Source organism: Ochrobactrum quorumnocens, from assembly GCF_002278035.1.
GTDB classification, from domain to species: Bacteria; Pseudomonadota; Alphaproteobacteria; order Rhizobiales; family Rhizobiaceae; genus Brucella; species Brucella quorumnocens.
Genome location: NZ_CP022605.1, coordinates 481,764 through 506,834 on the forward strand (window position 1 = coordinate 481,764; position 25,071 = coordinate 506,834).

The window sequence follows — 25,071 nt, forward strand, 5'->3', positions numbered from 1 at the left end:
GCGGCACGTCAGGGAAACCTGTCGCTCTTTCTCAGCATGGATGGCCGTTTCCATCTTCGTCGCCTCGATGGATACCAACACATCACCAGCTTTAGCCGCCTGGCCCGGCGAGACGAAGACAAGGGAAACGACACCAGGCATTGGAGATCCCACCTGTGTATCATTGCCCGGCTCCGCCTTGCGGTGGGCAGCAGCACCAGTCGCGCCGTGGGCGTGATCCGGCACCCTGATGCGGCGCGACTGGCCGTTGAGTTCGAAAAAACCGTGACCATGCCTTGACTGTCGGTCTGGTTCATCGCCTGACTGACAATGACGAGCGTCTTACCCTTTTCGATGTCGGCAAACAGCTCCCCGCCGTCGCGTAGGCCGTAGAAATAGGCCGGGGTTGGCAATGCCCGAAACCGGGCGGGTGGGCGCGGGCGTCATCAAGAGGTCGGTCAGCAGCACGCGCGCATCTCAAATCGAACGGCAATAGCTTCTGCGCGTAGAGTTATCCTATGCTCTCCCACCAATCTTTGAGCCGCTGCGCCTTTCTGGCAGCATCTTCCCGTTCAGCTTGAGCCAAACGCGGGCATGTGAGCGAATTTATCCGACAATCGGTAAAAGGATTCTGAATTATTTGCGCTGACCCATGGAGGGATCAACAGAGCAATCCGCCTGAATCAGGCAGGCGAAGGGAATGGTCGTGGACTGGAAACTGGTATCGAAATCGACATAAACGACAGTGAGTTCGCAGGTCTTGTACCGCTCAATATCCGGATTCCTTTCCGCGTTCGCCAAACCCGGTGCGACGATGGTTCCCGTCATGTACTGCTGCTCACCCTAAAATTTCACTTTGAATTCGTTAGTCTTTCCGGGTTCGATCACTGAGAATATGCTAGCGGTTTGGAGCGTGTCTTCGAACTATGCAATTCCTTTGCAGGAGCCTTCTGCAAACTTTCCTTTGACCGATCCTTGCATGATCGTTGCGGCGCGGTTTCCGGTGTTTGACAAAGAGAAATACACACCAGTTTGATCCACCTGAGCAACGGCCCCGATCAGCGACGCTTGCTTGGCCTCAATCCATGACCAGGCTGTTCCGCCGGCAAGTGTGCATAGCGAGATGACGGAAAGCGCCGCCCCGCCAGCCAGGCCGATCGAAGACCACGTAAAACGTTCTTGCTCGGATCCGCAATGGGGACATTTTGAGGCGTCTTTCTGAATAGGCTCCTTGCAAGCATGACATGCTTGTTTGGGCTCGCGTGAAATCTCCATGGCCAACGTCTCCAAGCGGGGCTCAAATTCAGGCTCGTGGGATAGAACACAAGCCCTCGACAATCCATCACCGGCACATCATTCCGGTGTCAAGCTAATGGGCCACGCTCAGCAGTTCAGAATTCCCATGGGTTGACCAGATCCAAGCCAGTTGTGGTGAAATCGTTCAAATTGCGAGTGGCGAGACGGCCACCATTGACGCGAGCGATTGCTGCTATCATGCCGTCAGGAGCGGACATTCCACGCCCCTGACGAGCAGCAGCGCCCATGATCTCCCCGTAGGCCAGTGCTGCTTCCTCTGTTAGACCAAAAATCCGGTCAGCAAAACGACGTCGCCAGTCCGCAAGACCCGTTTCCAGGCGTTCAGCGCGCTGATCAGGCCGTATTTTCTGGATGCCAAAGGCAATTTCAGCGATCGTCACAGTCGGTAGGGCAATCTCGGCGTCGTGCCGGACAAGCCAAGCTAGCACCGCTTCGTTGGGAGCTTTTTTCAAAGTCTCGGAAATCACATTGGTGTCAAGAAAGATCAAAGTTCGACACCCTGATGAGAACGACGGTGTTCGCGGATGACGGCTTCGAGATCGATCTCTGTGCCAGATTGCGACGCCAGTCGCATGTAGAACGCCGATGCCGGCTCGCGACCTGCTTCGCGAACCTCGTAGGATTCGAGTGCGCGCTCGACAATATCGGCGATCGAACGATTTTCACGCCGGGCTAGCCGATGAGCAAGATCACGCGCTTTGGAGCTTCGGACAGAGAGTTGTGGTTCGGCCATAGTCATCTCCTTTTATTACCAATATAGATCCTATGCCTCATGCCATCAAGATGGCTTATCGTGGCTTGGTAATCCCCCGGCAATTAACCTATCTGATGCACACATCTCTGAACAACTAGCATTTCTTGTAAAAGACTGATTCACTGAGTGCTGATTTGCTCAGGAGGTTGAGATGGGCATCAACGGTATTGAATTGAAGCGGTTTTCAGTCGGCAGATTTGGCGATCTGCGGCTAGAAAAAAGGGGACGTGGTGCCATGAGGCGTTGGTGGCTCGGCCAGGCTCATGTATTCATGAGCTTGCTAAAGGCCAGCGGCGCGGCGAGGTTGGCTTTGGGCGATTTTTACGCAACCCCTCGGTGACAGTTGCAGCTTTGAGCGAAGCCGCAGGCAATAGAACTGGGGAGCGTGTCGCGGGCCGCGATATTCTGGCCATCCAGGACACTAGCGAGATTGTGCTGGGCGGGCCGAAGTTGCGGAAGGCGGGTTTTGGGCCAGTCGGTCGTGGTGGCTTTCTGGGCGGAGTTCTGCTGCATCCTGTGCTGGCGGTCGATGCAATGAGTGGTGAGTTGGTGGGTCTCGCCGACATTGCGGTGTGGAACCGCGGTAAACGAAATGACTTGCATCACGCACGCAGGCCCCTGGAGCAAAAGGAATCCCAGAAATGGCTCAATGGCGCAAGGCGGGCCAGCGAGGTTTTGGCCAAGGCTTTGCGCATCACGGTCGTTTCAGACAGGGAAAGCGATCTTTATGAGGATTTTGCACTGAAGCCTGAGAATGTGCAGGTGCTGATCCGAGCCAGTGCCAACCGCAACCTTGTTAACGGCGAGAAGTTGTTTGGATATGCTTCCCGTTTGCCGGAAGCTGAACGCATAAATGTCACGATCCCCGCCAGTCCTGGCAGGCCAATCCGAGAGGTGCGTCTGGCGCTGCGCTTCGGCCCCGTGACGATCAAGAGACCGGAACGCGGCATGCCAAGCCTTGACCTCAAATGCTTGCCTGAGATGGTCAAACTTAATCTGGTTGATATCTGTGAAATTGATCCCCCGAATGGTGCAGAGCCCATCCACTGGCGCTTGCTCACCAGCCATGAGGTTGAAGACTTTTGCATGGCCCATCTGATGCTGGATTTTTACCGCAAGCGCTGGCTTATCGAAGAATATTTCCGCACCCTGAAGTCGGCGGGGTTCAAGATAGAGAATGCCAGGATGAGTGACCCGAAGGTCTTCATGAATTTCGCTGCCCTTGCAGCCATTGCTGCAGTGACGGTCACCCAGATGCTGCGCGCCCGCGACAATCCTTCCGGTCAGGCACTCGTCGATGCCTTTGATCCTGATGACAGGCCTTTGCTTCTCGCAATCTGTAAGGACTACGAAGGCGAGGCTCCAACCGCACGCCAGAAAAATCCTCATCCGCCGGACACGTTGGCTTTTGCCACTTGGATCATCGCAAGGCTTGGAGCTTGGACCGGCTACTACGGCAAGCCTGGCCCCGCAACGCTCTCACGCGGCCTCAGGCGTTACTATGAGATCAAATACGGTGCACGAATATCGGAACTGTTGCAAAATCGTTGAACGACGTACAATTGCGCGCTAGCGACCGCGCGCCGCTTGAAATTTATCCTGCCAAGATGTATATACTCGTGTATATACAAAGGAGACCAATATGCCACAGCTCCGACACTCCGAACCTACACCAGCCCGCGAAGCAAAACTCTTCCGTAACAATAAGAGTCAGGCTGTACGCATTCCAGCTGACTTCGAACTTCCCGGCGACCGGGTGATGATCCATCGCGATGGAGATCGACTTATCATAGAGCCGGTGCGTCGCCTGAACCTGTTGGAAGTGCTTGCCGGATTGGAACCGCTTGGGCCGGAAGATCAGTTCCCTAATATTGACGATACCCTGCTACCGTTGAAAGAAATCGACCTGTGAGCGCGCTCTACATGCTTGACACCAATGTCGTGTCCGAGCTTGCACGAAACCCCAAAGGTGCTGTCGCCAGACGCATCGCCGAGGTTGGACCAGAAGCAGTTTGTGTCAGTATCATCACGGCAGCAGAGTTGCATTATGGATGCGCCAAAAAGGGGTCGCCGAAGCTACTGGCGCACATCGAGGCCATTCTTGGAAGTATGCAAGTGCTCGCACTTGATACGCCTGGTGACGCCGAATATGGGCGAATCCGAGCCGAATTGGAAGCCGTTGGTAGGCCCATCGGTCCAAATGACCTCTTCATCGCTGCCCATGCTTATGCGCTCGGGGTGGTGTTAGTCACGGCCAATACCGGAGAATTCTCACGCGTCCGTGCTCTGAGGGTCGAAAACTGGCTACGCGACTGAGCCGTGCTCTTGTTCGTTCAAAGAGAATCTGACGCTGAATGGACAGATCACTAGAAAGTGCATTTATGATCGGTAGATTGTCCCTTGGTCTGCTCATGCCTCGGATAAAGACTGGTTTTCCGCTGATGTCTGCTATGAATGTAGGCGCCGAATCTGAACAACAAATGATGCCTTGACTGCTGATGATGACCGACCCGCCCCATATTCTCAAAACCATCTATGGATACGATGCTTTCCGTGGGCGGCAAGCAGAGATCGTGTCGCATGCGATAGCAGGCAATAATGCATTCGTCCTCATGCCAACGGGCGGCGGCAAATCGCTATGCTATCAGATTCCCGCCCTTGCCCGGCCGGGCATGGGGATCGTGGTTTCACCGCTTCTGGCGCTGATGGCCGATCAGGTCTCCGCACTCCGGCAGGCAGGTGTGAAGGCTGCGGCGCTCAATTCCGACCTTGCTGGCGATGACAGGCTGGCCTTGTGGCGTGATATCCATGCTGGGGCGCTTGATCTGCTCTATGTCGCGCCTGAAACCCTGCTCAGACCGGATACATTGCAACGTCTGAGCGACGTGTCTCTCTCGCTGATCGCTATCGACGAAGCACATTGTCTGTCGCAATGGGGGCATGATTTCAGACCATCCTATCGGCAGCTCGATGTGTTGACGACGCAGTTTCCCGACACGCCACGCATGGCATTGACCGCAACCGCCGACGAGCCGACACGTGCGGAAATCCTGTCGCATCTGCAGATTGACAAGCGCGATGCCTTCATTGCCGGTTTCGACCGTCCCAATATTCGCTACACGATCATGGAGAAGGACAATCCCCGCGCGCAATTAAAACGTTTTCTGCAGGATCATCAGGGCGAAAGCGGCATCGTTTACTGTCTTTCGAAACGGAAGACGGAAGAAACGGCCGAATGGTTGCGCAGCCTGGGCTACGATGCCCTCTCCTATCACGGCGGCATGGAAAAGTCCGCGCGCGAGGCGAACCAGGCACGATTCCAACATGACGAGGCGGTCATCATGGTGGCGACGATTGCCTTTGGGATGGGCATAGACAAGCCGGATGTACGCTTCGTCGCCCATATCGATCTGCCGGGAAGCATCGAAGCCTATTATCAGGAGACAGGGCGTGCAGGGCGCGACGGACTACCAGCCGAGGCGATGATGCTCTACGGTTATGACGATATCGTCCTGCGCAGCCGCTTCATCGAGGAATCAGACGCCCCCGATCAGCGCAAGCGGATGGAGCGGCAGAAACTCGACACGCTTCTTGGGCTCGCCGAAACGGCGAACTGTCGCAGACAGGTGCTACTGTCTTATTTCGGTGATCGATGCGAACCATGCGGCAATTGCGATACCTGCGCCGAACCACCAACCCTCTTCGATGGGACAATAGCCGCGCAGAAAATATTGTCCTGCATTCACAGAACCGGGCAGCGGTTCGGGCAAGCCTATATTGTCGATGTCCTTCTTGGCGTCGATGATGAGCGTATCAGCCGCTTTGGCCACGACCAGATTTCGACTTTCGGAATCGGCCGCGAGCATGACAATCACACCTGGCGTGGGATCATACGGCAGTTGGTCGCGCAGTGGCTGATCGATGTCGACTTTGCCGGACATGGTGGTCTATTGATCTCGGAGACAGGCAGGCAGTTTTTGCGCGCAAAGCAGACGCTGATGTTGCGTGTCCCGCCGAAATCGAAGCCATCGCGTGGGGCTGTTTCGCGTGGAAAATCGGTAACATCCGCCCTTTCGGAGCGTGATGAGGCGCTGTTTCAGGCGCTGCGCGAGAAGCGGTTAGAAATCGCGCGCACGCAAAATGTGCCACCTTATGTGATCTTCCACGATCGCACACTGATCGAACTGGCCATTGCCAGGCCAGCCTCACGCGCCCAAATGGCCGACGTGCCCGGTGTCGGCGAAACAAAGCTCGAACGCTACGGCCCGGCCTTTTTGGCCGTCATCAATGCACACGGGTAAATCCGCCGCAGCCTTTGGAATTCAACAATACCGACCTTAGAGTCTGTCAGCGCTACTCGGGATCGCCATGAGATTCGCTCGGGTTTGATTTTGCGATTCAAGATCATTGCTGGATCGAAGGCCAGCGATGATGACGCAGCCTCTTTCACTGACGTGCCCCTGTTAAAATGGTTCGGCTTTAATGTTAGTCTTCCCGCCTCGCTTCTTCCATAATAAGGCCTTCCTAATTATCATTAAGCCATTGTTTTTTTATCTTATTAACTCGCGCACCATGGCGCTCATTGCCCCTATGGGTATTGCCAAGTTGTTTGACCTTTGCATTTCGGTTATCAACACGGGATGAAATTACCGAGCAGCTTTCCCCGGTTGAAGGGTTTTCGTTTTCCACGTGATATTGTTGCCTACGCGGTCTGGACCTATTATCGATTTGCGTTGAGCACGGCCGATGTGGAAGATCTTCTTGCAGAGCGGGGCGTACTTGTGAGCCGCGAAACTGTTCGCCTCTGGATCAATCGCTTTGGCCGCCATTTTGCCGACAGTACCCGCAAGGGCCGGCCAAGGCCAAATGATAAGTGGCACCTTGATGAGGCCGTCATCACGATCGGTGGAAAGAAGCTCTGGCTCTGGCGGGCAATTGACGCAGACGGCGATGTCCTTGATATTCTGGTTCAAGCACGCCGCAACACCAAAGCCGCTAAGCGTTTCTTCTCAAAACTGGTTAGGCAATTCGGTCAGCCACGCGTCGTCGTGACGGACAAGCTGCGCAGTTACATCAAGCCGATACAAAACCTTGCGCCAAATGCCGATCATAGGGCCCATAGAGGCCTGAACAACAGAATTGAAAATTCACATCGCCTGAGCCGAAAACGGGAGAAAATCATGGGGTGGTTTAAATCACCGCGTCAGGCGCAACGGTTTTTGTCTAACCACGATCAAATCAACACGATCTTCCGTCCTCGCCGCTACAATCTCACCGCTATCTCCTACCGCCATGCACGCACCGATGCATTTGCATTATGGCGTGACTACACTGCTGAAATGACGGCTTGAAAAACACAGGGCAAACGGCTCGAAGCCTTAATTAAACAACTTGGCAATGCCCATTGAAGTTCACCAGTATCTTCAATGATGACAAGCCGATGATCCGGCGTGACTTCAGCCATATGGTTGATAATGGCATTAGTCAGCGTCGTCTTACCGCTCTGTGTGCCACCGACCACAAGAATATTCTCGCGATCTGCGACGGACTGTTTGATGGCATCGCAGTAACGCTGTGAGATGATTGAGGCCTGAACATAGTCATCGAGCGTGAAAATCTTTACCGCCCTCTTGCGGATCGTAAACACTGGAGCACTGACAACAGGTGGAACGAGCGCCTCAAAACGAGAGCCATCCAATGGCAGTTCACATTCGAGGATTGGATCTTGCTTTGTAATCGTTGTATTTAGAAAGGAAGCAACGGTGCCAATCGCAGAGATTGCAGCGGCTCCAAGAATCTCTCCTCCCTGCTCCATCCCTTTCCCAACTCGGTCAACCCAAAGGGAACCGTCTTCATTCAATATGATTTCGATAACTTCAGGATCATCCAGCCAAGAACAAACAGTCGTTCCAAGCTCTCGGCGGAGCTTTTCCTGATTTCGGCGGCTGGCTTCGTCGGTTACACTTAAAATGCGCGTGCTTTGCGTCTCTGTTTTAGTCGTTTGCATATATTGTCTCTATTATCAAAAATAAAATTAACCGGCATTTGACGATGCAATATCAATATTATTTAGAGCATAAAGGTGTTTTCTAATAAAGGATACTCTCAATTAAGCGCTTACTCTCAATTGCTCATAGACAATTGTTAGTTAACTCAGTACCGGTATTTGTATACGTATCTGGCTCGAATGAAGATCACTGCGTAGCGGGGCATTCCCCAACTCTGATTGCTTTTGATCCGTCTCGGCTCGTAGATGTGCTGCCTTTTACTTCTGCGTACCAGATGGTCATTTCGGAGACTAGTGCCCTCGACGGACTGGGCGCTGAATTGATCCAAATTCGGTGTCGCCTATTCGACATTCTAAGTGAACTGCCAGTTGACTACTTTGGACAACGGGCGACTTTCTGCTTATCAACAAGCGGGCGTTGAAGCGCCTAAGGTTCGCTTAGTGGCATCGGAAATTAAGAAAGCCTCGTTTAAATTTATGACACCGAAATGGAGGGCGAGACATTGAATTCAGAAGAAAATGGCCAAGTTATTGAGATTAAGAGTCTGCAAGATTTTCTCGGTGGCCTCAAGATTTTGCTAGCTGACACTTCGTTTCCGCGGGAGAATATTAGTACATTCGATTTTGTGGAAGCTATGCATGCATGGCTTGTAGATGTTGACGGGCAGAACAGCTTCTTTGAGGAGCCGAATGATAAGTACATCACTTGGTCTGATCTTTTCATATTAATCCAAGCTGCAGCGGTATACGAATAGCTCATTAATAAAAATGAAGCTATTCAAACCGCAAAGTCCTATTGTCAATCACTTCCAATCGTTCGTCCAAGTTCAATACGTTAAAGTCAAGGTAATTTCCGCGTTTTCAGAGAGGTTCGTCAGTAGAATTCACGCAGCTAATATTTTGACGGTTTAAATCCGGAGCGGACAGAGGGCGAATTGAATTGTCGTTTCTTCCCGATCATCATGTGCATACCGTTCGTCCCACTTCTTTTAAGTAAGGGAATTTAAATGAATTCCAAGTTTCCGACGTTAGCTACTCTTGAAATAGAGAGTGATCAATTAGTCATCTATAGCTGGGATTACCTCTCAGAGGATTCGAACCCGCCCATTGGCTGCAATGTTCAGATGCTTGACGGCGAAGGAAATGTAATCTGGACTGTGAACGGTATGTCTTCTGACAATTATTGGCGTCAGGGGGTGGATGTATTCGTCGGGTTCCGGAGGTTAAACGGCGCCATTCAGCTAACCTCATTTAGTGGCAACTCATATGATCTGGATTTGAGAACTGGAAAGATAACTTTTTTCGAGTTTCAAAAGTAAGTTATATGGAGTCTGTTCTCACCCCAATCCTATAGAATACGTATGACCTGATGGGGTGACGGCGCTCCTTTATGTGACTTTCGCCAGCCGCACTTTGGCAGCCACCGTAACCTTAACTTTGATGTAAGTCTCAGCGGTGGATAAGAGAGCATGCACGACCGTCGCTCCTCGCTTTACCACCGCCATCGCTTTCCACCTGAGATTATTGCCGAAGCAGTGTGGCTGTATTTCCGGTTTCCGCTAAGCTTTCGCATGGTCGAAGACATGCTGGCATACCGAGGGATCATCGTTACCCACAAGACAGTGCGCGAGTGGGCTGAGAAGTTCGGACGAGACTATGCCAATACAATCCGTCGCCGCACACCGCGCCTTGGCGACAAATGGCACCTTGATGAGGCTGTCGTGACAATCAACGGAGAACGGCACTTTCTGTGGCGCGCTGTTGATCAAGATGGCTTTGTACTTGAAGTGCTGGTCCAGAAACGCCGCGATACCAGAGCCGCCAGACGCTTTATCCGCAAACTCTTGTCACGTCAGGGCGCAGTTCCCCGTGTCATGGTCACGGACAAGCTTGGCTCTTATGGCGCCGCCATTCGTGAGATCGGTCTCACGGTCTGTGATCATCGCCAGCACAAGGGTTTGAATAATCGGGCCGAAAATTCACATCAACCGATAAGACGGCGAGAGCGCGGCATGAAGCGCTTCAAGTCAGCTCGGCACTTGCAACGTTTCGCATCCATTCACGACCCGATTTATAACCTTCATCATTTTCCCCGCCACCGCTTCACCTCTGCCATTCACCGAGAATTACGCCAAACCGCCAATACTATCTGGCGCGATATCGCTGGCCTGTAATCCGCTTGAAACAGCATCAAAGTCCGGGATATGTCCGTAGGCAGGTTAACGTAACGGTGCCTCAGCACTACCTTGTCCGCTCCGGGAAGGATCTGGACAATCGTCAGCGTAGCGGAAACAAGTGAACGGAAAACATTGAGCACGGGCAAATCATCGGGAGGATTGCGATTCCCACCTTATGACCGCATTCGCCAGATATGTGAATCCTGCTTCCTGCACCAAATGTGCGCAAGAACCCGGAATTGCTGTCCGCGTTCACTGAAATACGCAAAAAGCAAGCGAGCCCATTTCGGTAACTCTCAGAGCATCACAGATTGTCTGCTCTTGAGCGACGATCTCCACAGGATGCGACACGTTAAAAGCAGCATACAGGCGTGGATAATATCCGCGAGGTGCCAAAATTAATCCGCTAATTATTCTTTAGGGCGATGGGGATCATCGTTAGGCAAAATATCGCGAATATAGTCTCGGGTTTTCCATTCCGGCGCAGGAGGTGTCGGATGTTCCTTGCGTGGCACGTGAGGAGACTTTCCATTATCGACCATCTGCGGGAGATAGCGTGGACAGTTGGGATAAATTTCACATTCGACCCGTACGACTACTTTAGCTCCAAAATGCCGGTCGAGCACCGCTGGGTCAGTGGTCGCGATGGCTTTGCCATTGATCCTTATACGGCGGCTTTTACCGTCGAAGACGACAAAGAGCATACCAATATTTGGGTTCTTCACAATGTTGCCCAGTGTTCTATACATCGAGTTTCCATCATATTCAGGATATTCAAGCGCATTTGGCCCGACAACTTGAACAAAGCCAGGATCGCCTGACTTGACGTTGCAGTCCACATATCCATCGTAAGCGGATGCGATAAAGAAGAATCTAGCCTGACTTATGATATCTATCTCGTCATCCCAAAACTGATAGTGTTTTCGACGACGCTCAATAGCTTCGGCGGTTCTGCGGCCATCAAATTTGTCTTGCCACTCTCTCATACCTTTATGAAAGAAGGCTCTGTTTTTGAATTCCAACCTATACCCCTTCCTTGCGAACACTTGCACAATAACTGAAGGATTCCATATCCGGAACTATATTCCGTATATAGAATACTAATCGAGGGCTTTGCAAGGTTCTTCCGACGCTCAACAACCCGGATTTGCATCTGAATATGGAAAAACTTGACACAACGATATCCGCCGCACCATTTACCGAGTAATTCAATATACTGAAACGGCCCCTCTATGGAGAATAGCATGACGAAGAAAAGCGGCGCCCCTGCACTTGTGCGTGGTCTACGAGTTCTCGAGTTGATAGCTGGTTCCATGGAGCGACAAAATTTGACGACGATCGCTACAAACCTAGGTATCGCTATGAGTTCTGCACATTCGATCTGCACCACGCTGATGAACGAAGGCTATCTTTCGCGACGTAGCGATGCGACCTTCGACTTGACACTGCGTATCCTTGACTTGGCCAGTTCCAAGATTAACCGCTATGAAATCGTTGAACATTTTCATTCGGCCTGCGACGAGATCCAAATTATCCGAGAGAACGGCGCAACGCTTTCGGTACTTGAGGGACCTGACGTGTACTTTATCGCGACGCGTAACAGCCCACAGCCATTGGGTGTAACGTTCAAAGCTGGCACTAGGCTACCGGCCTGTTGCATGGCAAGCGGGCGCGCCTTGCTGGCGTCTTTAAGCGATGATGAGGTTAAAGCGCTCTATCCAGACGATGAGTTGCCACAGCTGACGAAGGATAATCCCAAGTACCGGGGCGAACTTCTGGCGATTTTACGACAGACACGCGAACAAGGCTATTCTGAAGAAATCAAAGGGACACGTCCGCATATGTGCTCGTATGGAGCCGTCGTGTCAGGGGGAGCGAACAAGGCAATCGCCGGCGTCGCAATTACGATGTATGAGGGTGATCTCACGCCCAAAGTGGAGCTTCAGGCTATTGAGGCTATTCAACTCCTAGCCAGGAAGCTTTCGCGATTCGGCGGCCTTATTCACTAGGCTATTTGCGTCCAAAAAGCTCATTTTCGACGACGTTTGTACAAATCCAACTCAAACGGGCTTGACCGTGAATGGACAACCCGCTAACGCTTATTTATTCCATATGCTGAATTATCTTCAGCCAGTCGAAGTATGTGATGGAGGAGGATACTATGACCTCATTTAGGGCGGCAGCGCTTCAAGCCACACCTGTGGTGGGTGATACGAAGGCAACAGTGGACAAAGTCGTCGATCTTATAGGAAGACTAGCCAACCAGGACGTCAACGTAGCCGTTTTCCCTGAAGCCTTTGTAGGCGGATACCCGAAAGGTGCAAATTTCGGCGTCACAATCGGTTCCAGAACCGCTGAAGGACGAAGCGAGTTCGCCTTCTATCACTCTCAGGCAATTAATGTTCCTGGCCCTGAAACGGCACTCATTGCGGAAGCGGTTCAAGCAGCAGAGATATTTCTTACTATTGGTGTCATCGAACGAGATGGCGGGACTTTATATTGTACTGCACTTTACTTCACGCCTGATGGGCTTGCCGGGAAACATCGCAAGCTGATGCCCACAGCTTCTGAAAAACTTATTTGGGGCTTCGGTGATGGCTCTACGCTGAAAACCGTGGAGACCCCATGGGGGGCGATGGGGGCCGTAATTTGCTGGGAAAACTATATGCCGTTGATGAGGATGGCGATGTTTGGTCAGAACATAAAAATTTACTGCGCTCCTACGGCAGACGATCGAGATACCTGGGTCGCGACGATGCGCCATATCGCATTAGAAGGCCGTTGCTTCGTGATCTCATCGTGCCAATACCTGACGACAGAGGATTCCCCAAGCGCGATTGTTAACCACCTCCCACAAAGCGGTTCGAACGTTCTCATGCGCGGAGGGGCACTTATCGTCAGCCCGTTAGGCCACATCGTTGCAGGTCCTGATTATTCAGGAGAAACAATCCTAATCGCGGATCTAGATACTGACGACATTACCCGAGCGCAGCTGGATTTCGATGTAGTTGGTCATTATGCGCGCCCAGACATATTCCGTTTGGACGTAAACGATGCGCCGCAACAGGTCGTCACGTTCAATAAATAGTGGTTCGAGTCCGGACATCCGTTATGCGTATCTATTGGCAACCCGGACCTTCAAAATCCCGTTCCGCAACTCTCGCTGTCGCTAACTGCGAGTCTATTCACTTATCATTGTAAGGGAGTGTTGTATGGTCTTTCACATCAAGTACGATAGAACGATAGCACCACGCAAACCCGACTGCCACAATCCTGCGGCGCCGCGTTATGCATTGCGCTGGGAACAACCTGTATCCGCGATTATCTCCGACTATTTTGCCATGCAACAAAATGGACTGCCGTTAGGGCGCGAGACGGATTTTTTCAATTTTGCACGCGAAAGCTTTGCGGATGAAGATGGCCCGGATACGTACGAAGTAATGCGGGCGACCGATGAACTCGGTGATACGAATGCGGTCATCGTCGGATATTGGGTGGATGCTGTGCGCCACGCTAGGTTCTGTCTTCGATCCGAACTTACCGCCTGGTTTAAAAGCGACGCTCGTCTGGCTGAAACAAGCGGCGTGTGGCGTGAAACGATTTCGGTACCTTATGACCGGCACGAAACGATCTACTCAGAGAATTGGTATCGCATTGGAATTGGCCGCACCGCGGGTAGTACAATTGTCCCGATAACCACAAATGGCTATTTTGGAGCAGCTCGAGATCGTATACCGTTGTCAGCAATTGATCCATTGAACACACCTTGTAGCGCCCCTCTCCAACAGCCGAAAGAAACTGAGTCAAAGGGGAAGCGAATCCAGATTCGCGCTCCGCTTAATATGGTGACTCTTCGGTCAGGCCAGTACTGGGCCCATGCGCACCAGGAACAGCTTGAAGACTACACCCAGAATATGCGACCGCGACTGATGACAGGGATGAGCTACCTGCTGGATAATAAGCAAAAAACGGGAACGCTCGCGCTTCGCATTCTCACTAATTTAAACGAGGATGGAAGCGAGAAACGTGAGACCTCTGTCCTCGCACACTTCATATCAATGGAGCATCTCGAAAGTTGGGCCGCATCGCATAAGACGCATCTTGATATTTACAAGCATGCCATTGCGATGAACCGTAAATTCAAGCAAGAGCGCGAATTCGTGTCATGGCACGAGTTGTTCGTAAATCAATCTGCAAGCTTCGAGTACGTAAACTGTAATCCCACTACAGGTTTGCTCCCCTTTGCGAGCCTGGAAGGTTTCGACGGAACGGTTGCGACTCCACTCACCAAAGCTGTAGGATAACGGAAATGCTTTCTGAATCTAGTAAGTATTTGACAGTTGTTCCTAGAATGGCCGGGGGTTGCTTGAACACGGCGTTACAGATGTATCAGCAGTTGTTTGCGCTATAAGCTTGACAGACCAATAAAAAATTTTACTATTCACCATCCTGAAACCTCTTCTATATATGGAATATCCTTGATGCCGGTAATCCGTCCTGATTTGAAAGAGCTGAAGGCGACCGCTGAAAGTCTGTCTCTTGACTTATCTTCCGCCGATCTCGATTTCTTTATGGAGGAGATGCAATCGACACTCGACCTTTATGACCTTGTCGAGGCAGAGCCTGATTACCTGCCGGATGTTAAGTATCCTCGCACCTCAGGCATACGGCCAGCCCTCGCAGACAATCCCTTGAATGCTTGGTACGTAAAAACTGATATCAAGGGTGCGGCTCAAGGCAAGCTGTCTGGTAAATCTGTTGTTATCAAAGACAATATTGCTGTTGCAGGTGTCCCGATGATGAATGGAGCGTCAACGTTAGAGGGATATGTGCCGGATATAGACGCAACAGTCGTAACACGTTTGTTGGATGCAGGGGCTACCATAGTAGGAAAAGCGCACTGTGAGTATCTTTGTCTTTCAGGAGGTTCTCATACTGGCGCACTGGGTCCGGTCAGAAATCCTCATCGTTCAGACTATTCGGCTGCTGGATCATCATCGGGATGCGCGGTTCTTATCGCGACTGGCGAAGCCGATATGGCAGTCGGCGGGGATCAAGGCGGTTCTATTCGTACGCCCGCTTCTTACTGCGGTATCGTAGGCATGAAACCAACATGGGGCCTCGTCCCATACACGGGTGCTATGCCCATAGAGCTTACCATCGACCATCTGGGGCCGATGACGCGCACTGTTGCTGATAATGCGTTGATGCTTGAGGTACTCGCGGGATACGATGGATTTGATCCGCGACAATCAGCTTCTATCCAACCCCAACAATACACCGATGCACTCGGAAAATCTGTGGCCGGCTTAAAAATTGCCATCTTAAAGGAAGGCTTTGCACACGCCGAATCCGAAAACGATGTTGACGAAACCGTGCGTGCCGCCGCAGCGAAGTTCAGGCAACTTGGTGCGACTGTCGAGGAAATTTCTATACCCATGCATCGATTGGGTTCGGCCCTTTGGGTTGTCGTCGCATTCGAAGGCGCAACGGAACAGCTGATGAAAGGCAACGGTCACGGATTCAACTGGAAAGGCCTCTATGCCACCAGCATGATCGACGCCCACGCTAAGTGGCGTGAGCGAGCAAATGAGCTCCCGGACTCCGTCAAGAAAACAATGCTGGTCGGAGAAAGTATGATACGAGCAGGCAGCGGTCGATACTATGCGAAGGCGCAAAACCTAACCCGCAAACTCCGAGCTGAATATGACGCTGCACTGGCTCGACACGACCTTTTGTTAATGCCAACTACGCCCATGAAGGCGACACGTTTGCCTGACAACACCGCTTCACGTACGCTCGCCTTGCGTCGTGCCACAGAAAATATGGCCAATACTTTTCCATTTGATCTAACGAGTCATCCGGCGATCAGTATACCTTGCGGATCAATCGACGGTCTGCCTATCGGAATGATGCTCGTCGGAAAGCACTATGACGAAATGACGATTTACCGCGCTGCTCACGCATTTGAACAACTCGAGAGCTAACGGAAATCTTAGCGAACATACCGAAATAAAAAAGGGGAACATGCAATGACTTCAAGACGCGAGTTTCTAAAAAAGGCAGCTTTGTCTTCGGCTGTCCTAGCCGTTGGCCCGGCACTTCTGAATTCAAAAGCATTTGCTGCCGACGACATCCTGGTAGGAGGCATCCACGATCTTTCAGGGGGGCTCGACCTTTACGGAAAACCGATGGCTGATGCGCTTATTCTAGCAGCCGAGGAAATCAATGAGTCTGGCGGACTCCTAGGCAGACAGATACGTCTAATCACCCAAGACCCACAGTCCAACATGCAGCAGTATACTCAAATTGCACAGAAGATGGCCCTTGCGGATAGAGTTGCTGTTGTACACGGTGGTATGACGTCCGCCTCGCGCGAGGTCATCCGACCGGTAATGCGACGAGCTAAAACGCTTTATTTTTATAACACACAATATGAAGGCGGCGTTTGCGACCGTAACACTTTCTGCACCGGTGCAACGCCTGCCCAAAATTTAGCGTCAGCTGTGCCTGAATCGATCAGCCGGTTCGGTAAATCCATTTATATCGTCGCAGCCGACTACAATTACGGACAAATCATCTCCGACTGGGTCAAAAAACTAGCCGCGGAAAACGGCGGTCAGGTGGTCGCAGTTGAGTTCTTTCCTCTCGATGTTTCCGATTTCGGCCCAACGATCCAGAAAATTCAATCGGTCGGCCCCGATATGGTGTTCTCAGCGCTCGTCGGAGGTCCACACGTTTCGTTCTACCGCCAGTGGGCCGCAGCTGGCCTCAATTCGAAAATGCCGATAGTTTCGAGTACTTTCAGTCATGGGCAGGAACAAAAAGTTCTCTCCCCTGCAGAAGGCGACGGAATTGTGACGTTTGCAAGCTATTTTGAAACGATCGATTCCCCCGTCAACAAAGCGTTTCTTGAACGCTGGCATAAAAAGTTCGGCGACAACTATCCCGTCGTTACCGAATTTGCATCGAACACCTATCAAGGTATGCATTTGTGGGCCAAGGCGGTAACTGCCGCAAACAGCATTGATCGCCAGAAGGTCATCGAGGCCTTGGAAGCTGGTATATCAATTGACGGTCCAAGTGGCTTGGTAACTATTGATCCGCAGACTCACCATGTCAAAGTCGATGCACGTATGGCGGAAACAAAGAACCAAACCTTTGAAATCCTGAAGCAATGGGATCAACAAGCCTCCGTCGATACGCAAGCGGTCTGCAATCTCGAGCGTGATCCGGATTCAAACGAGCAGTTCGTCATTACACCGTAAAAGCACTCGAAGTGCCGTATTTTGCCACTATACGCGGGACCGCGTGTAGTGACGCCATCAGCGAAGAACCTTGCCAGTTTGGTGCATAACAGAACGAGCAAGGTTGCCTTCATGGGAGGAAGCCGTGACTTTCGTATTAATTGCTGGGCTGGAGATTCTGTCCAGTGTGGCCAGTCTTATCCTCATTGCAATTGGCCTTGCCATCGTGTTTGGGATGATGCGAGTGATCAATCTCGCTCATGGTGAGTTTCTAATGCTTGGCGCGTATACGGCTATAACGGCCGTCAGTCTCGGTGTGAATTTCTACATCGCAGTCTTAGTTGTAGCACCAATTGTTGTAGGTATCCTCGGCCTAATTGTTGAACGCCTCGTCATCCGTCATCTTTATGGACGCATCATCGATACAATGCTTGCGACTTGGGGGCTATCCTTATTGTTTGTGGGCTTGATAACGACTGTCTTCGGTAATACCACCACCGGCATTTCGTCTCCAATTTCAGCTGTGACGATCGGCTCCGCCAATGTCAGCGGGTACAAGTTCTTTATCATTGGGGTAGCCGTCCTCGTTGTGGGGGCGCTTGTGCTTCTTTTAAAGAAAACTGAGTTCGGTTTGATTGCGCGAGCTACGATGCAAAACCCGGACATGGCGTCGGCAGTCGGCATCGATCCTAAGCGCACCTATGCCCTAACATTCGGGCTCGGCGCGGCTCTGGCAGGCTTGGCTGGCGGAATAATGGCGCCCATAACGGGCGTGATGCCCAGCATCGGGGCAAGTTTTGTTGCGAAAGCATTCATTACTGTCATTGGCGGCGGAGCATCCGTAGTAGCTGGGACGCTCAGCGCATCCACCTTATTTGGCACGGTCAATCAGGTTACTAGTTTCCTGACAACACCCGTTCTCGGCGAGGTCGCCATGCTGCTTGCCGCCGTTGTACTTGTCCGCCTTATGCCACAGGGTATAACCGGTCGAATTTTCCGGAGTAGCATATGATGAGCATCGAATGGAAAAAATACGGGCCTGCGTTTGCAGCTATCGTCTTGGCGATGTCCGCCATCATTTGCGTACCAAAACTTTTCAACGAATATGAAGTCATGCAAATGACCGTCTACGTCATTCTGGCAATTCTTGCCCTCTCCCTTGCCTTTATTTGGGGCTTTGGTGGGATTCTATCCTTTGGTCACGCGATGTTTTTCGGACTGGGCTCATACGCTTATGCAATCGCTGCAATTAATTTCGGTGAGACAACATCGGCGTTTATCGTTGCGATAATCGTTCCTTGTCTTTTTGCAGCACTACTAGGCTACTTTATGTTCTACGGCCGTATCAGTGATGTTTACCTTGGTGCCATCACGTTGACGGTTTCGTTGATTTTTTTCAAGGTCGCAAATTCGACTTCCGGTTCGGCCTACAAGATCGGTGTGGCTCCCCTTGGAGGTTTTAACGGAATTCCGTCGGTACCTAGATTGACCGTACCAGGTTTTCCCACCTGGGAGCTTAACACTATCGAACTCTTCGCTGTCTGCGTTGGTTTTCTAGCCCTTACGTACATCGGATTACGGTTTTTGATCGCAAGTGACTTCGGCCGGATTGTGATATCGGTTAAAGAAAACGAGAAACGTTCCGTATTGCTTGGATACGACGTCCGCCTCTACAAACTGGTTACGTTCATAATCGGGGCCGCAATCGCAGGCGCTGCGGGTAGTCTATATGCGAACTGGGGCAGTTATACCGACCCTACAGTCTTTGCTTTATCGCAATCGGTACAAATCATCATCTGGGTGGTCGTCGGAGGTGTCGGCACACTGATTGGCCCCATCCTCGGCTGCTTCTTCATTCAGTGGTTGACCACATGGCTGACGACGGTTGACAGTGTCAATAAGGACGTCATCCTTGGCGGCATATTAACACTCATGGTCCTTTTGTTACGGCAAGGTTTCGTACCCTCAGTTCGACAGTTCTTTTGTCAGATCAGGTCTAAAACGCCTCCCCCTCGTCATGAAGAGAAAATCGCATGAGCGCTATGTCAAACCTTGTAGAAACCAAAAACCTTGGCATTCATTTCGGCGGGCTCAAAGCGATCCAAAATGTGGACTTTTCTCTCGCTGACGGTGAGCTGCGATGCCTCATTGGTCCAAACGGCGCGGGGAAAACAACTTTTTTCCGCCTGCTCACTGGTGTCCATAGACCCTCAACTGGTAGTGTCACTATCAATGGGACACCAACCAGAGGCCTTCAAACGCATCAAATTGCTAAACTTGGCGTCGGGATAAAGACTCAAATACCAAGTCTTTTCGACAATTTAAGCGTTCGAGAAAACCTCTGGCTTGCTGCACGCAAAACCAATCCTCGTGTCGTCGCTGACGCTATCGCCGACGAGGTGCTCCATACCATCAGACTCAATCACGTTGCTTCGGCTGACGTTGTAAAACTCTCCCACGGCCAACGGCAGTGGGTCGAACTTGGAGTCGTCATTGCCACCCGCCCAAAACTAATTTTGCTTGACGAACCCGCGGCTGGCATGACTGGGAAAGAGCGTGAGCGAACTGCGGAGTTAATTTTGGACATTAACCGGGAATGCTCGATCATCGTGGTTGAGCATGACATGGAATTCATCAAAATGATCGCAAAGAAAGTGACCGTCTTCAACCGAGGTGAGGTTCTCATGGAAGATACGATCGAACGTGTTTTAGCGGACCAACGTGTCAAAGACGTGTATCTTGGGAAGCAGACCGGAGGCGTGACGCTATGATCCTTTCCGTTTCCAATCTTGCATCCGGCTATGGCAACATTCCGATTCTCCATGGCATAAGCTTCGGTGTCGCACAGGGCGAAGCGATCGGAATATGGGGGCACAACGGGATGGGAAAAACGACATTGCTTACGACATTGTTGGGCTTTCGCACAGCGACACAAGGTCAGATTAACTTTGCAGGACATGATATTACGCACTACTCGCCGCATCAGCGCGCGCGAATGGGCTTAGGCCTCGTACCGCAAGGGCGCCAGATATTCCCAGCGCTGACCGTTGCTGAAAACCTGCGTGCAGGAAGTGCTGTTTCAGGAGGACACAAAAAAGGGGTGACGGAGGATGTTCTAGAACTATTTCCACGTTTAAAACCCCTTTTGTCTCGAGCCGGTGGTCTACTTTCTGGTGGCGAGCAGCAGCTTCTCGCGCTTGCTCGGTGCTTGTGTGGTGAGCCCAAAGTGATTATGCTTGACGAGCCCACCGAAGGTATCCAACCGTCGATCAACGAAGAAATCGTCGAGACTTTAATCGCATTGCGTAAGAGCAGAGGCTTGACTTTGATCGTTGTTGAGCAACGCCGGGATTTTATTGCTGCGTTGGCAGACCGCGTCCTAATCTTGCAGAAGGGTTTGATATCAGAGGAAATATCTCCACAAAGTCTTTTGGAAGTTGAAGAGATAAACTGAACCCATCCCGAGTGCATTTATAAGCAGGTACAAACCGATGCAGTGGCATTAAAAATTTCACATAGCTAGTGAAAAGAATGTTGAAAGAGCGCTAGACACAACTACGTCACGTTGTTCCTAGCCTAGCGATATGGAACCCCCATTTGGCTATTCACTCTCAGATTTCAAATCTCCATGTGTTTACGTCCATTATGGACATACGGCAACCAAGGTGCGAGGGATGACTGTCGCTCCGGCTGCCCCGAGCCGTATTTTCTGATTTTATCGAACTCAGAAATATCGGCAATGGTCCCTCGACAAAATAGAAGTGCGGGCCGCGCGAAGACGCCTTTGAATTAGCAACGCTGTTGACTGGTCTTCCCCCAATTAATTGCTGGCGTGGGGCTGCACTGTCGTAACCTTAACTTTGATGTAAGTCTCAGCGGTGGATAAGAGAGCATGCACGACCGTCGCTCCTCGCTTTACCACCGCCATCGCTTTCCACCTGAGATTATTGCCGAAGCAGTGTGGCTGTATTTCCGGTTTCCGCTAAGCTTTCGCATGGTCGAAGACATGCTGGCATACCGAGGGATCATCGTTACCCACAAGACAGTGCGCGAGTGGGCTGAGAAGTTCGGACGAGACTATGCCAATACAATCCGTCGCCGCACACCGCGCCTTGGCGACAAATGGCACCTTGATGAGGCTGTCGTGACAATCAACGGAGAACGGCACTTTCTGTGGCGCGCTGTTGATCAAGATGGCTTTGTACTTGAAGTGCTGGTCCAGAAACGCCGCGATACCAGAGCCGCCAGACGCTTTATCCGCAAACTCTTGTCACGTCAGGGCGCAGTTCCCCGTGTCATGGTCACGGACAAGCTTGGCTCTTATGGCGCCGCCATTCGTGAGATCGGTCTCACGGTCTGTGATCATCGCCAGCACAAGGGTTTGAATAATCGGGCCGAAAATTCACATCAACCGATAAGACGGCGAGAGCGCGGCATGAAGCGCTTCAAGTCAGCTCGGCACTTGCAACGTTTCGCATCCATTCACGACCCGATTTATAACCTTCATCATTTTCCCCGCCACCGCTTCACCTCTGCCATTCACCGAGAATTACGCCAAACCGCCAATACTATCTGGCGCGATATCGCTGGCCTGTAATCCGCTTGAAACAGCATCAAAGTCCGGGATATGTCCGTAGGCAGGTTAACGTAACGGTGCCCGGCTGCCACCTGCCTTCATCGCCATACCATCGATGTGCAGGTAGTTCATGGGACGTAGCGGAGCTGACTGCGAAGCTCGCATTGGGCGTAGCATACCTTTATAGCATAACTCATTGCAGAAGCTGACGATTTCTTCAAAACAACGTCGATGCTCGAATAGGTACAAACCCCGGTCTAACTCTGGATACGGGTGGAACTGACAGGCTGATTGCGCAAGTCGCATTGTACTGCCAGTTCGAGATGTTAGACCAACGTTTTCGAGAGCCTGCAAAGCGTCTGGCCCAACACCAGGTGGGAGGAGGCCTGCTTCAATAAGGTTACCGGTATCCACCGCAGCAGTTAGCGACGAAATGGGCTCAATCTGTTGGGTGTCGCCAATCACCAGCGCCCGCTTTGCAAGTGAGAAAGATGGGCCTGCCACCTCTGGCAAAACCTGCCCCGCCTCGTCCACGATGAGCAGATCAATGTGATTAAACAGATACTCCTGACGCCAACTTCCCGAAGAGTTGTCCCGGCAGATCATTTTCTTGGGGAGAGTAGCAAATGTCGATACAGCGCATGGCGTCAGCATCATTCGGCGGAGCCACATGGCTTCAACAATGTTGCGATCTTCCCGACCACGCCAGTCCCGTTGCAACCGTTGTATATCCGGCAGCGCCTTTTCCATCTCCTGGATCCAGCGGCCTTCCCAGTAATGTGTGGCGAGAAGAAAGAGTTGAAATCGAACAGACACGTCGGCGGCACTGTCCACCTCCAACAGACTTACCTCATCTGTGGCGTTTGGAACGTATATCTTGGCCAAATTGCGCCAGTCCTCTTGCCGAACCAGCAGTTCTGCAAGGCTCGTCTCGGCACTATCATAGGCTTTGGCGGCCTTTTCTGCCTTTGCCACGAAGTTATTGGAGTGTTCCTTAACTCCTCTGTCAATTGTGTCGATCCGACTATCTGACAAAAGACTATCAGGAGCCCCCGCTTGCCGGAGAAAAAGACGAGCACGTAAGACACGTTTTTTCTCAACGGGAGGCAGAAAACTGAACAGTGAGAGCAGCATAGGCTCAGCTGCAAGCCAGCTTTCCCATTTGTGCAAAAGTGCAACTGCCTCGACCTTTTGCATATTGCTGAGCTGCAAAGCCTCCCTGATATTGGCAACTGCTGCTTGCGGCTCTTGACCCAAAAGTTGACACGTGGCTTCTTCTGCTGTGCGACATTTTAAATGCGTGTCATCTATATGAGTGAGCTTTGCAGCTTCTTCCGACAATAGTTCATGCAAAGCTTCAATCACGGAGGCCACAGTCACGTGTGTGAGGTGTGGAAACGCGTTACGCGCTGCCACCAAATAAGCTGCTCGCGCTTCACTCAGATATTCTGCTGTTTCGAGCTTTTGGAAGAAGCTTGCTGTCTGATATTTGGCTGAAGCCTCCTTCTCCTTGCTGTCGGCGGGCAGATAAATCCCAAAACTTTTGACATCTGGTAGCCACCGTCCCGCGAAGGGCCCTTCTCCTTGCGCAAAGTCCTTACCAAAAGCATCTATGATATTGGTCACAGCCTGATTGTTGGTGGAGGCCGCCACGATGAGTGGTGGATCAGCGCGCGCCAAAGCGGCACGCACCCATTCCCCCGCAATCGCCGACAGGAGCATAGTCGTCTTACCCGTGCCGGGTGGCCCGTTCACAGCAAGAATGTCCCCCTCTTTGCTTGTCACAAGATGAGCAAGCGCATCGCGCTGACGATCCGCGACGGGGTGCTCATCGTTAGAATGACCAAGACGCTCCGCCAATGGAAACGGTGATTGGCGGGAAGGCTCCGTATCGCGCGGTACCCGTCGTGCGAAATTTGCGAGAAGCGGTGTCCTAGGCATTTTGCTGATCAAAGTGTCGCTCAAGGCCAATATCTGTCGTACCGTCTCCGGTGCTGTTGTGGCAGGTCTTAACAGTCCATAGCCTACGACTTGATATTCGGGGTGCGTGGCAGGCCAGTCAGCACAGACATCCTTCATCAACTTCCGCCAATGGTCCTGATAATGTCCCCAGAGGTTCGGGGTCTCCTCTTTTCCGGTGAACGGATCATTAGTCAGTGCAAAATCGAGATCAGTAACGTTGCCGATCGAGAACGTGCCGCGCGCAAGAGGTTCGAGAACATCACGGGCAACAACGCTGTTTTGGGGTATAATCCGTCCTTCACGCGTCACCTCGGCAGCTGTTATGATCGGTGTGATATCGACAGGAAGATCATCACCGCGAGCACGGGTGTGCCGAAGCTGCCGTCGAACATGAAGTGGCCGATAACTGACCGCTATACGAAGCACATGTTCAGGCACCCTATCAAAGAGAAAATCGAGTGCCTTTTGTTCCAGTATTCCCGTTTCTGCTTCCTCACGGGACAGTTTGTGGAATTCTTCCACTTGCTTGCCAGTCAGGCAGGCATCTCCAATCACACTGTCAGCAACCGATGAACGCCAGTATTTCAAAATAGATAGAAAAGAATTCGTCATAAAATACCTCAGTTGATGCCGAGCATTCTTTTCGCCATTTTTCAACGATGGTCAATGGAGAATGCGGTGTGATTTCCATCAGAAAATCACCTATATCGCCGCCTTATGAAAGCTGCCCGCGACCCTTCAGAATAACGGAGATAGCTCGGTCTGGTCTGACCCTGATTCAGTGGAGAGGTTGTGTCACTGTTTTCTTGTTATAGCTTCAAATATGATTGGCGTTTTAGGGTCGAAAGCTGACCTACATGAATCCTTAGACGAATGACTGAAACGAAGGCGCATAGTCAGTGTCAACAGCTCTGATGACCAAAAAAGCCCCCGCTTCTCTCTCGTCAGCAATGCGGCTCTCGTTTTTCTTGAAGGATTTGCACCGCCGATCCTGCTATTGATATGCGCTGATTGCCAGTCTAAATTCCCACATCATTGTCTATATATTAGAG

The 25,071-nt window shown here is 51.5% G+C and carries 24 protein-coding genes and 1 pseudogene; 17 read left to right on the forward strand and 8 right to left on the reverse strand.

The genetic code is table 11. From position 1 onward, the window contains the following. Nucleotides 1-12: 12 nt before the first annotated feature. The 5 genes and pseudogenes from CES85_RS24430 to CES85_RS24455 all read right to left on the reverse strand — a co-directional run. Nucleotides 13-392: pseudogene (locus CES85_RS24430) on the reverse strand (biotin/lipoyl-containing protein); the annotation flags it as partial. A 223-nt stretch (nucleotides 393-615) separates the two neighbouring features. Further along, nucleotides 616-807 carry a hypothetical protein gene (locus tag CES85_RS24440; RefSeq protein ID WP_095448402.1) on the reverse strand — a complete coding sequence of 64 codons (192 nt, stop codon included), beginning with the start codon at nucleotides 805-807 and terminating at the stop codon, nucleotides 616-618. 96 nt (nucleotides 808-903) lie between these two features. Further along, nucleotides 904-1,254, reverse strand: a complete 351-nt coding sequence (locus CES85_RS24445; RefSeq protein ID WP_095448403.1) for a hypothetical protein — start codon at nucleotides 1,252-1,254, stop codon at nucleotides 904-906. Nucleotides 1,255-1,370: 116 nt separating this feature from the next. Next, on the reverse strand, nucleotides 1,371-1,784 hold the full coding sequence (locus CES85_RS24450) for a type II toxin-antitoxin system VapC family toxin (protein ID WP_095448404.1): 414 nt from the start codon (nucleotides 1,782-1,784) through the stop codon (nucleotides 1,371-1,373). Then, nucleotides 1,781-2,029, reverse strand: coding sequence for a plasmid stabilization protein (locus CES85_RS24455; RefSeq protein ID WP_095448405.1), 249 nt, complete (start codon nucleotides 2,027-2,029; stop codon nucleotides 1,781-1,783). The genes CES85_RS24450 and CES85_RS24455 overlap by 4 nt, the downstream gene beginning before the upstream one ends. Before the next feature lie 267 nt (nucleotides 2,030-2,296). Between CES85_RS24455 and CES85_RS24465 the strand changes: the two genes are divergently transcribed. The 5 genes from CES85_RS24465 to CES85_RS24485 all read left to right on the forward strand — a co-directional run bounded on the left by CES85_RS24465 (nucleotide 2,297) and on the right by CES85_RS24485 (nucleotide 7,401). Next, on the forward strand, nucleotides 2,297-3,601 hold the full coding sequence (locus tag CES85_RS24465) for an IS4 family transposase (protein ID WP_244923377.1): 1,305 nt from the start codon (nucleotides 2,297-2,299) through the stop codon (nucleotides 3,599-3,601). A 91-nt stretch (nucleotides 3,602-3,692) separates the two neighbouring features. Beyond that, nucleotides 3,693-3,962, forward strand: a complete 270-nt coding sequence (locus CES85_RS24470; RefSeq protein ID WP_095448406.1) for an antitoxin — start codon at nucleotides 3,693-3,695, stop codon at nucleotides 3,960-3,962. Further along, nucleotides 3,959-4,366, forward strand: a complete 408-nt coding sequence (locus tag CES85_RS24475; protein WP_095448407.1) for a type II toxin-antitoxin system VapC family toxin — start codon at nucleotides 3,959-3,961, stop codon at nucleotides 4,364-4,366. Before CES85_RS24470 ends, CES85_RS24475 begins: the two co-directional genes overlap by 4 nt. A gap of 182 nt (nucleotides 4,367-4,548) precedes the next feature. Further along, complete coding sequence (recQ, locus tag CES85_RS24480; RefSeq protein WP_095448408.1) at nucleotides 4,549-6,351, forward strand: DNA helicase RecQ; 1,803 nt, start codon at nucleotides 4,549-4,551, stop codon at nucleotides 6,349-6,351. A gap of 339 nt (nucleotides 6,352-6,690) precedes the next feature. Then, entirely contained in the window at nucleotides 6,691-7,401 is a 711-nt protein-coding gene (locus CES85_RS24485; protein WP_095448409.1) for an IS6 family transposase, read from the forward strand. Here the strand turns inward: CES85_RS24485 and CES85_RS24490 are convergent. Then, nucleotides 7,377-8,057 (reverse strand): ATPase, T2SS/T4P/T4SS family, encoded by a 681-nt coding sequence (locus tag CES85_RS24490; protein WP_095448410.1) that lies wholly within the window; start codon nucleotides 8,055-8,057, stop codon nucleotides 7,377-7,379. The genes CES85_RS24485 and CES85_RS24490 overlap by 25 nt on opposite strands. A gap of 503 nt (nucleotides 8,058-8,560) precedes the next feature. Here CES85_RS24490 and CES85_RS24495 point away from each other — a divergent pair. Together CES85_RS24495 and CES85_RS24505 are read left to right on the forward strand one after the other, a co-directional pair. Then, on the forward strand, nucleotides 8,561-8,812 hold the full coding sequence (locus CES85_RS24495) for a DUF7660 family protein (RefSeq protein ID WP_157743506.1): 252 nt from the start codon (nucleotides 8,561-8,563) through the stop codon (nucleotides 8,810-8,812). Nucleotides 8,813-9,526: 714 nt separating this feature from the next. Continuing rightward, nucleotides 9,527-10,231 (forward strand): IS6 family transposase, encoded by a 705-nt coding sequence (locus CES85_RS24505; protein WP_095448413.1) that lies wholly within the window; start codon nucleotides 9,527-9,529, stop codon nucleotides 10,229-10,231. Nucleotides 10,232-10,644: 413 nt separating this feature from the next. Here the strand turns inward: CES85_RS24505 and CES85_RS24510 are convergent, their stop codons facing one another. Next, nucleotides 10,645-11,256, reverse strand: a complete 612-nt coding sequence (locus CES85_RS24510; protein WP_157743507.1) for a pyridoxamine 5'-phosphate oxidase family protein — start codon at nucleotides 11,254-11,256, stop codon at nucleotides 10,645-10,647. A 222-nt stretch (nucleotides 11,257-11,478) separates the two neighbouring features. Here CES85_RS24510 and CES85_RS27980 point away from each other — a divergent pair, with 222 nt between their 5' ends. The 10 genes from CES85_RS27980 (at nucleotide 11,479) to CES85_RS24565 (ending at nucleotide 22,078) form a co-directional block, all read left to right on the forward strand. Beyond that, a complete protein-coding gene (locus CES85_RS27980) occupies nucleotides 11,479-12,243 on the forward strand; it encodes an IclR family transcriptional regulator (RefSeq protein ID WP_244923378.1) in 765 nt (254 codons plus the stop codon). A 152-nt stretch (nucleotides 12,244-12,395) separates the two neighbouring features. Then, entirely contained in the window at nucleotides 12,396-13,322 is a 927-nt protein-coding gene (locus CES85_RS24525) for a carbon-nitrogen hydrolase family protein (RefSeq protein ID WP_095448415.1), read from the forward strand. Nucleotides 13,323-13,446: 124 nt separating this feature from the next. Then, nucleotides 13,447-14,538: a phenylacetaldoxime dehydratase family protein gene (locus CES85_RS24530; protein ID WP_095448416.1), complete on the forward strand. Its 1,092-nt coding sequence runs from the start codon at nucleotides 13,447-13,449 to the stop codon at nucleotides 14,536-14,538. Between the two features lie 177 nt (nucleotides 14,539-14,715). Next, nucleotides 14,716-16,221, forward strand: coding sequence for an amidase (locus CES85_RS24535; RefSeq protein WP_095448417.1), 1,506 nt, complete (start codon nucleotides 14,716-14,718; stop codon nucleotides 16,219-16,221). A gap of 45 nt (nucleotides 16,222-16,266) precedes the next feature. Further along, nucleotides 16,267-17,502 carry an urea ABC transporter substrate-binding protein gene (locus CES85_RS24540; protein WP_095448418.1) on the forward strand — a complete coding sequence of 412 codons (1,236 nt, stop codon included), beginning with the start codon at nucleotides 16,267-16,269 and terminating at the stop codon, nucleotides 17,500-17,502. A 124-nt stretch (nucleotides 17,503-17,626) separates the two neighbouring features. Next, nucleotides 17,627-18,493, forward strand: a complete 867-nt coding sequence (locus CES85_RS24545; protein ID WP_095448419.1) for an ABC transporter permease subunit — start codon at nucleotides 17,627-17,629, stop codon at nucleotides 18,491-18,493. Further along, nucleotides 18,490-19,518, forward strand: a complete 1,029-nt coding sequence (locus CES85_RS24550; RefSeq protein WP_244923379.1) for an ABC transporter permease subunit — start codon at nucleotides 18,490-18,492, stop codon at nucleotides 19,516-19,518. Before CES85_RS24545 ends, CES85_RS24550 begins: the two co-directional genes overlap by 4 nt. Next, a complete protein-coding gene (locus CES85_RS24555) occupies nucleotides 19,515-20,252 on the forward strand; it encodes an ATP-binding cassette domain-containing protein (protein WP_095448420.1) in 738 nt (245 codons plus the stop codon). Before CES85_RS24550 ends, CES85_RS24555 begins: the two co-directional genes overlap by 4 nt. Next, nucleotides 20,249-20,935, forward strand: coding sequence for an ABC transporter ATP-binding protein (locus CES85_RS24560; protein WP_095448421.1), 687 nt, complete (start codon nucleotides 20,249-20,251; stop codon nucleotides 20,933-20,935). Before CES85_RS24555 ends, CES85_RS24560 begins: the two co-directional genes overlap by 4 nt. Before the next feature lie 438 nt (nucleotides 20,936-21,373). After that, nucleotides 21,374-22,078, forward strand: coding sequence for an IS6 family transposase (locus CES85_RS24565; protein ID WP_095448413.1), 705 nt, complete (start codon nucleotides 21,374-21,376; stop codon nucleotides 22,076-22,078). Nucleotides 22,079-22,123: 45 nt separating this feature from the next. Here the strand turns inward: CES85_RS24565 and CES85_RS24570 are convergent, their stop codons facing one another. Beyond that, entirely contained in the window at nucleotides 22,124-24,676 is a 2,553-nt protein-coding gene (locus CES85_RS24570; RefSeq protein ID WP_157743508.1) for an AAA domain-containing protein, read from the reverse strand. Nucleotides 24,677-25,071: the final 395 nt, after the last annotated feature.

Excerpts from the sequence above, each read along its gene's own strand:
- CES85_RS24565 (WP_095448413.1), top strand. The coding sequence starts at position 21,374 with ATGCACGACCGTCGCTCCTCGCTTTACCACCGCCATCGCTTTCCACCT.
- CES85_RS24445 (WP_095448403.1), bottom strand. The coding sequence starts at position 1,254 with ATGGAGATTTCACGCGAGCCCAAACAAGCATGTCATGCTTGCAAGGAG.
- CES85_RS24525 (WP_095448415.1), top strand. The coding sequence starts at position 12,396 with ATGACCTCATTTAGGGCGGCAGCGCTTCAAGCCACACCTGTGGTGGGT.
- CES85_RS24550 (WP_244923379.1), top strand. The coding sequence starts at position 18,490 with ATGATGAGCATCGAATGGAAAAAATACGGGCCTGCGTTTGCAGCTATC.
- CES85_RS24490 (WP_095448410.1), bottom strand. The coding sequence starts at position 8,057 with ATGCAAACGACTAAAACAGAGACGCAAAGCACGCGCATTTTAAGTGTA.
- CES85_RS24470 (WP_095448406.1), top strand. The coding sequence starts at position 3,693 with ATGCCACAGCTCCGACACTCCGAACCTACACCAGCCCGCGAAGCAAAA.
- CES85_RS24560 (WP_095448421.1), top strand. The coding sequence starts at position 20,249 with ATGATCCTTTCCGTTTCCAATCTTGCATCCGGCTATGGCAACATTCCG.
- recQ (WP_095448408.1), top strand. The coding sequence starts at position 4,549 with ATGATGACCGACCCGCCCCATATTCTCAAAACCATCTATGGATACGAT.
- CES85_RS24505 (WP_095448413.1), top strand. The coding sequence starts at position 9,527 with ATGCACGACCGTCGCTCCTCGCTTTACCACCGCCATCGCTTTCCACCT.
- CES85_RS27980 (WP_244923378.1), top strand. The coding sequence starts at position 11,479 with ATGACGAAGAAAAGCGGCGCCCCTGCACTTGTGCGTGGTCTACGAGTT.
- CES85_RS24555 (WP_095448420.1), top strand. The coding sequence starts at position 19,515 with ATGAGCGCTATGTCAAACCTTGTAGAAACCAAAAACCTTGGCATTCAT.
- CES85_RS24540 (WP_095448418.1), top strand. The coding sequence starts at position 16,267 with ATGACTTCAAGACGCGAGTTTCTAAAAAAGGCAGCTTTGTCTTCGGCT.
- CES85_RS24535 (WP_095448417.1), top strand. The coding sequence starts at position 14,716 with ATGCCGGTAATCCGTCCTGATTTGAAAGAGCTGAAGGCGACCGCTGAA.
- CES85_RS24455 (WP_095448405.1), bottom strand. The coding sequence starts at position 2,029 with ATGGCCGAACCACAACTCTCTGTCCGAAGCTCCAAAGCGCGTGATCTT.
- CES85_RS24485 (WP_095448409.1), top strand. The coding sequence starts at position 6,691 with ATGAAATTACCGAGCAGCTTTCCCCGGTTGAAGGGTTTTCGTTTTCCA.
- CES85_RS24440 (WP_095448402.1), bottom strand. The coding sequence starts at position 807 with ATGACGGGAACCATCGTCGCACCGGGTTTGGCGAACGCGGAAAGGAAT.
- CES85_RS24530 (WP_095448416.1), top strand. The coding sequence starts at position 13,447 with ATGGTCTTTCACATCAAGTACGATAGAACGATAGCACCACGCAAACCC.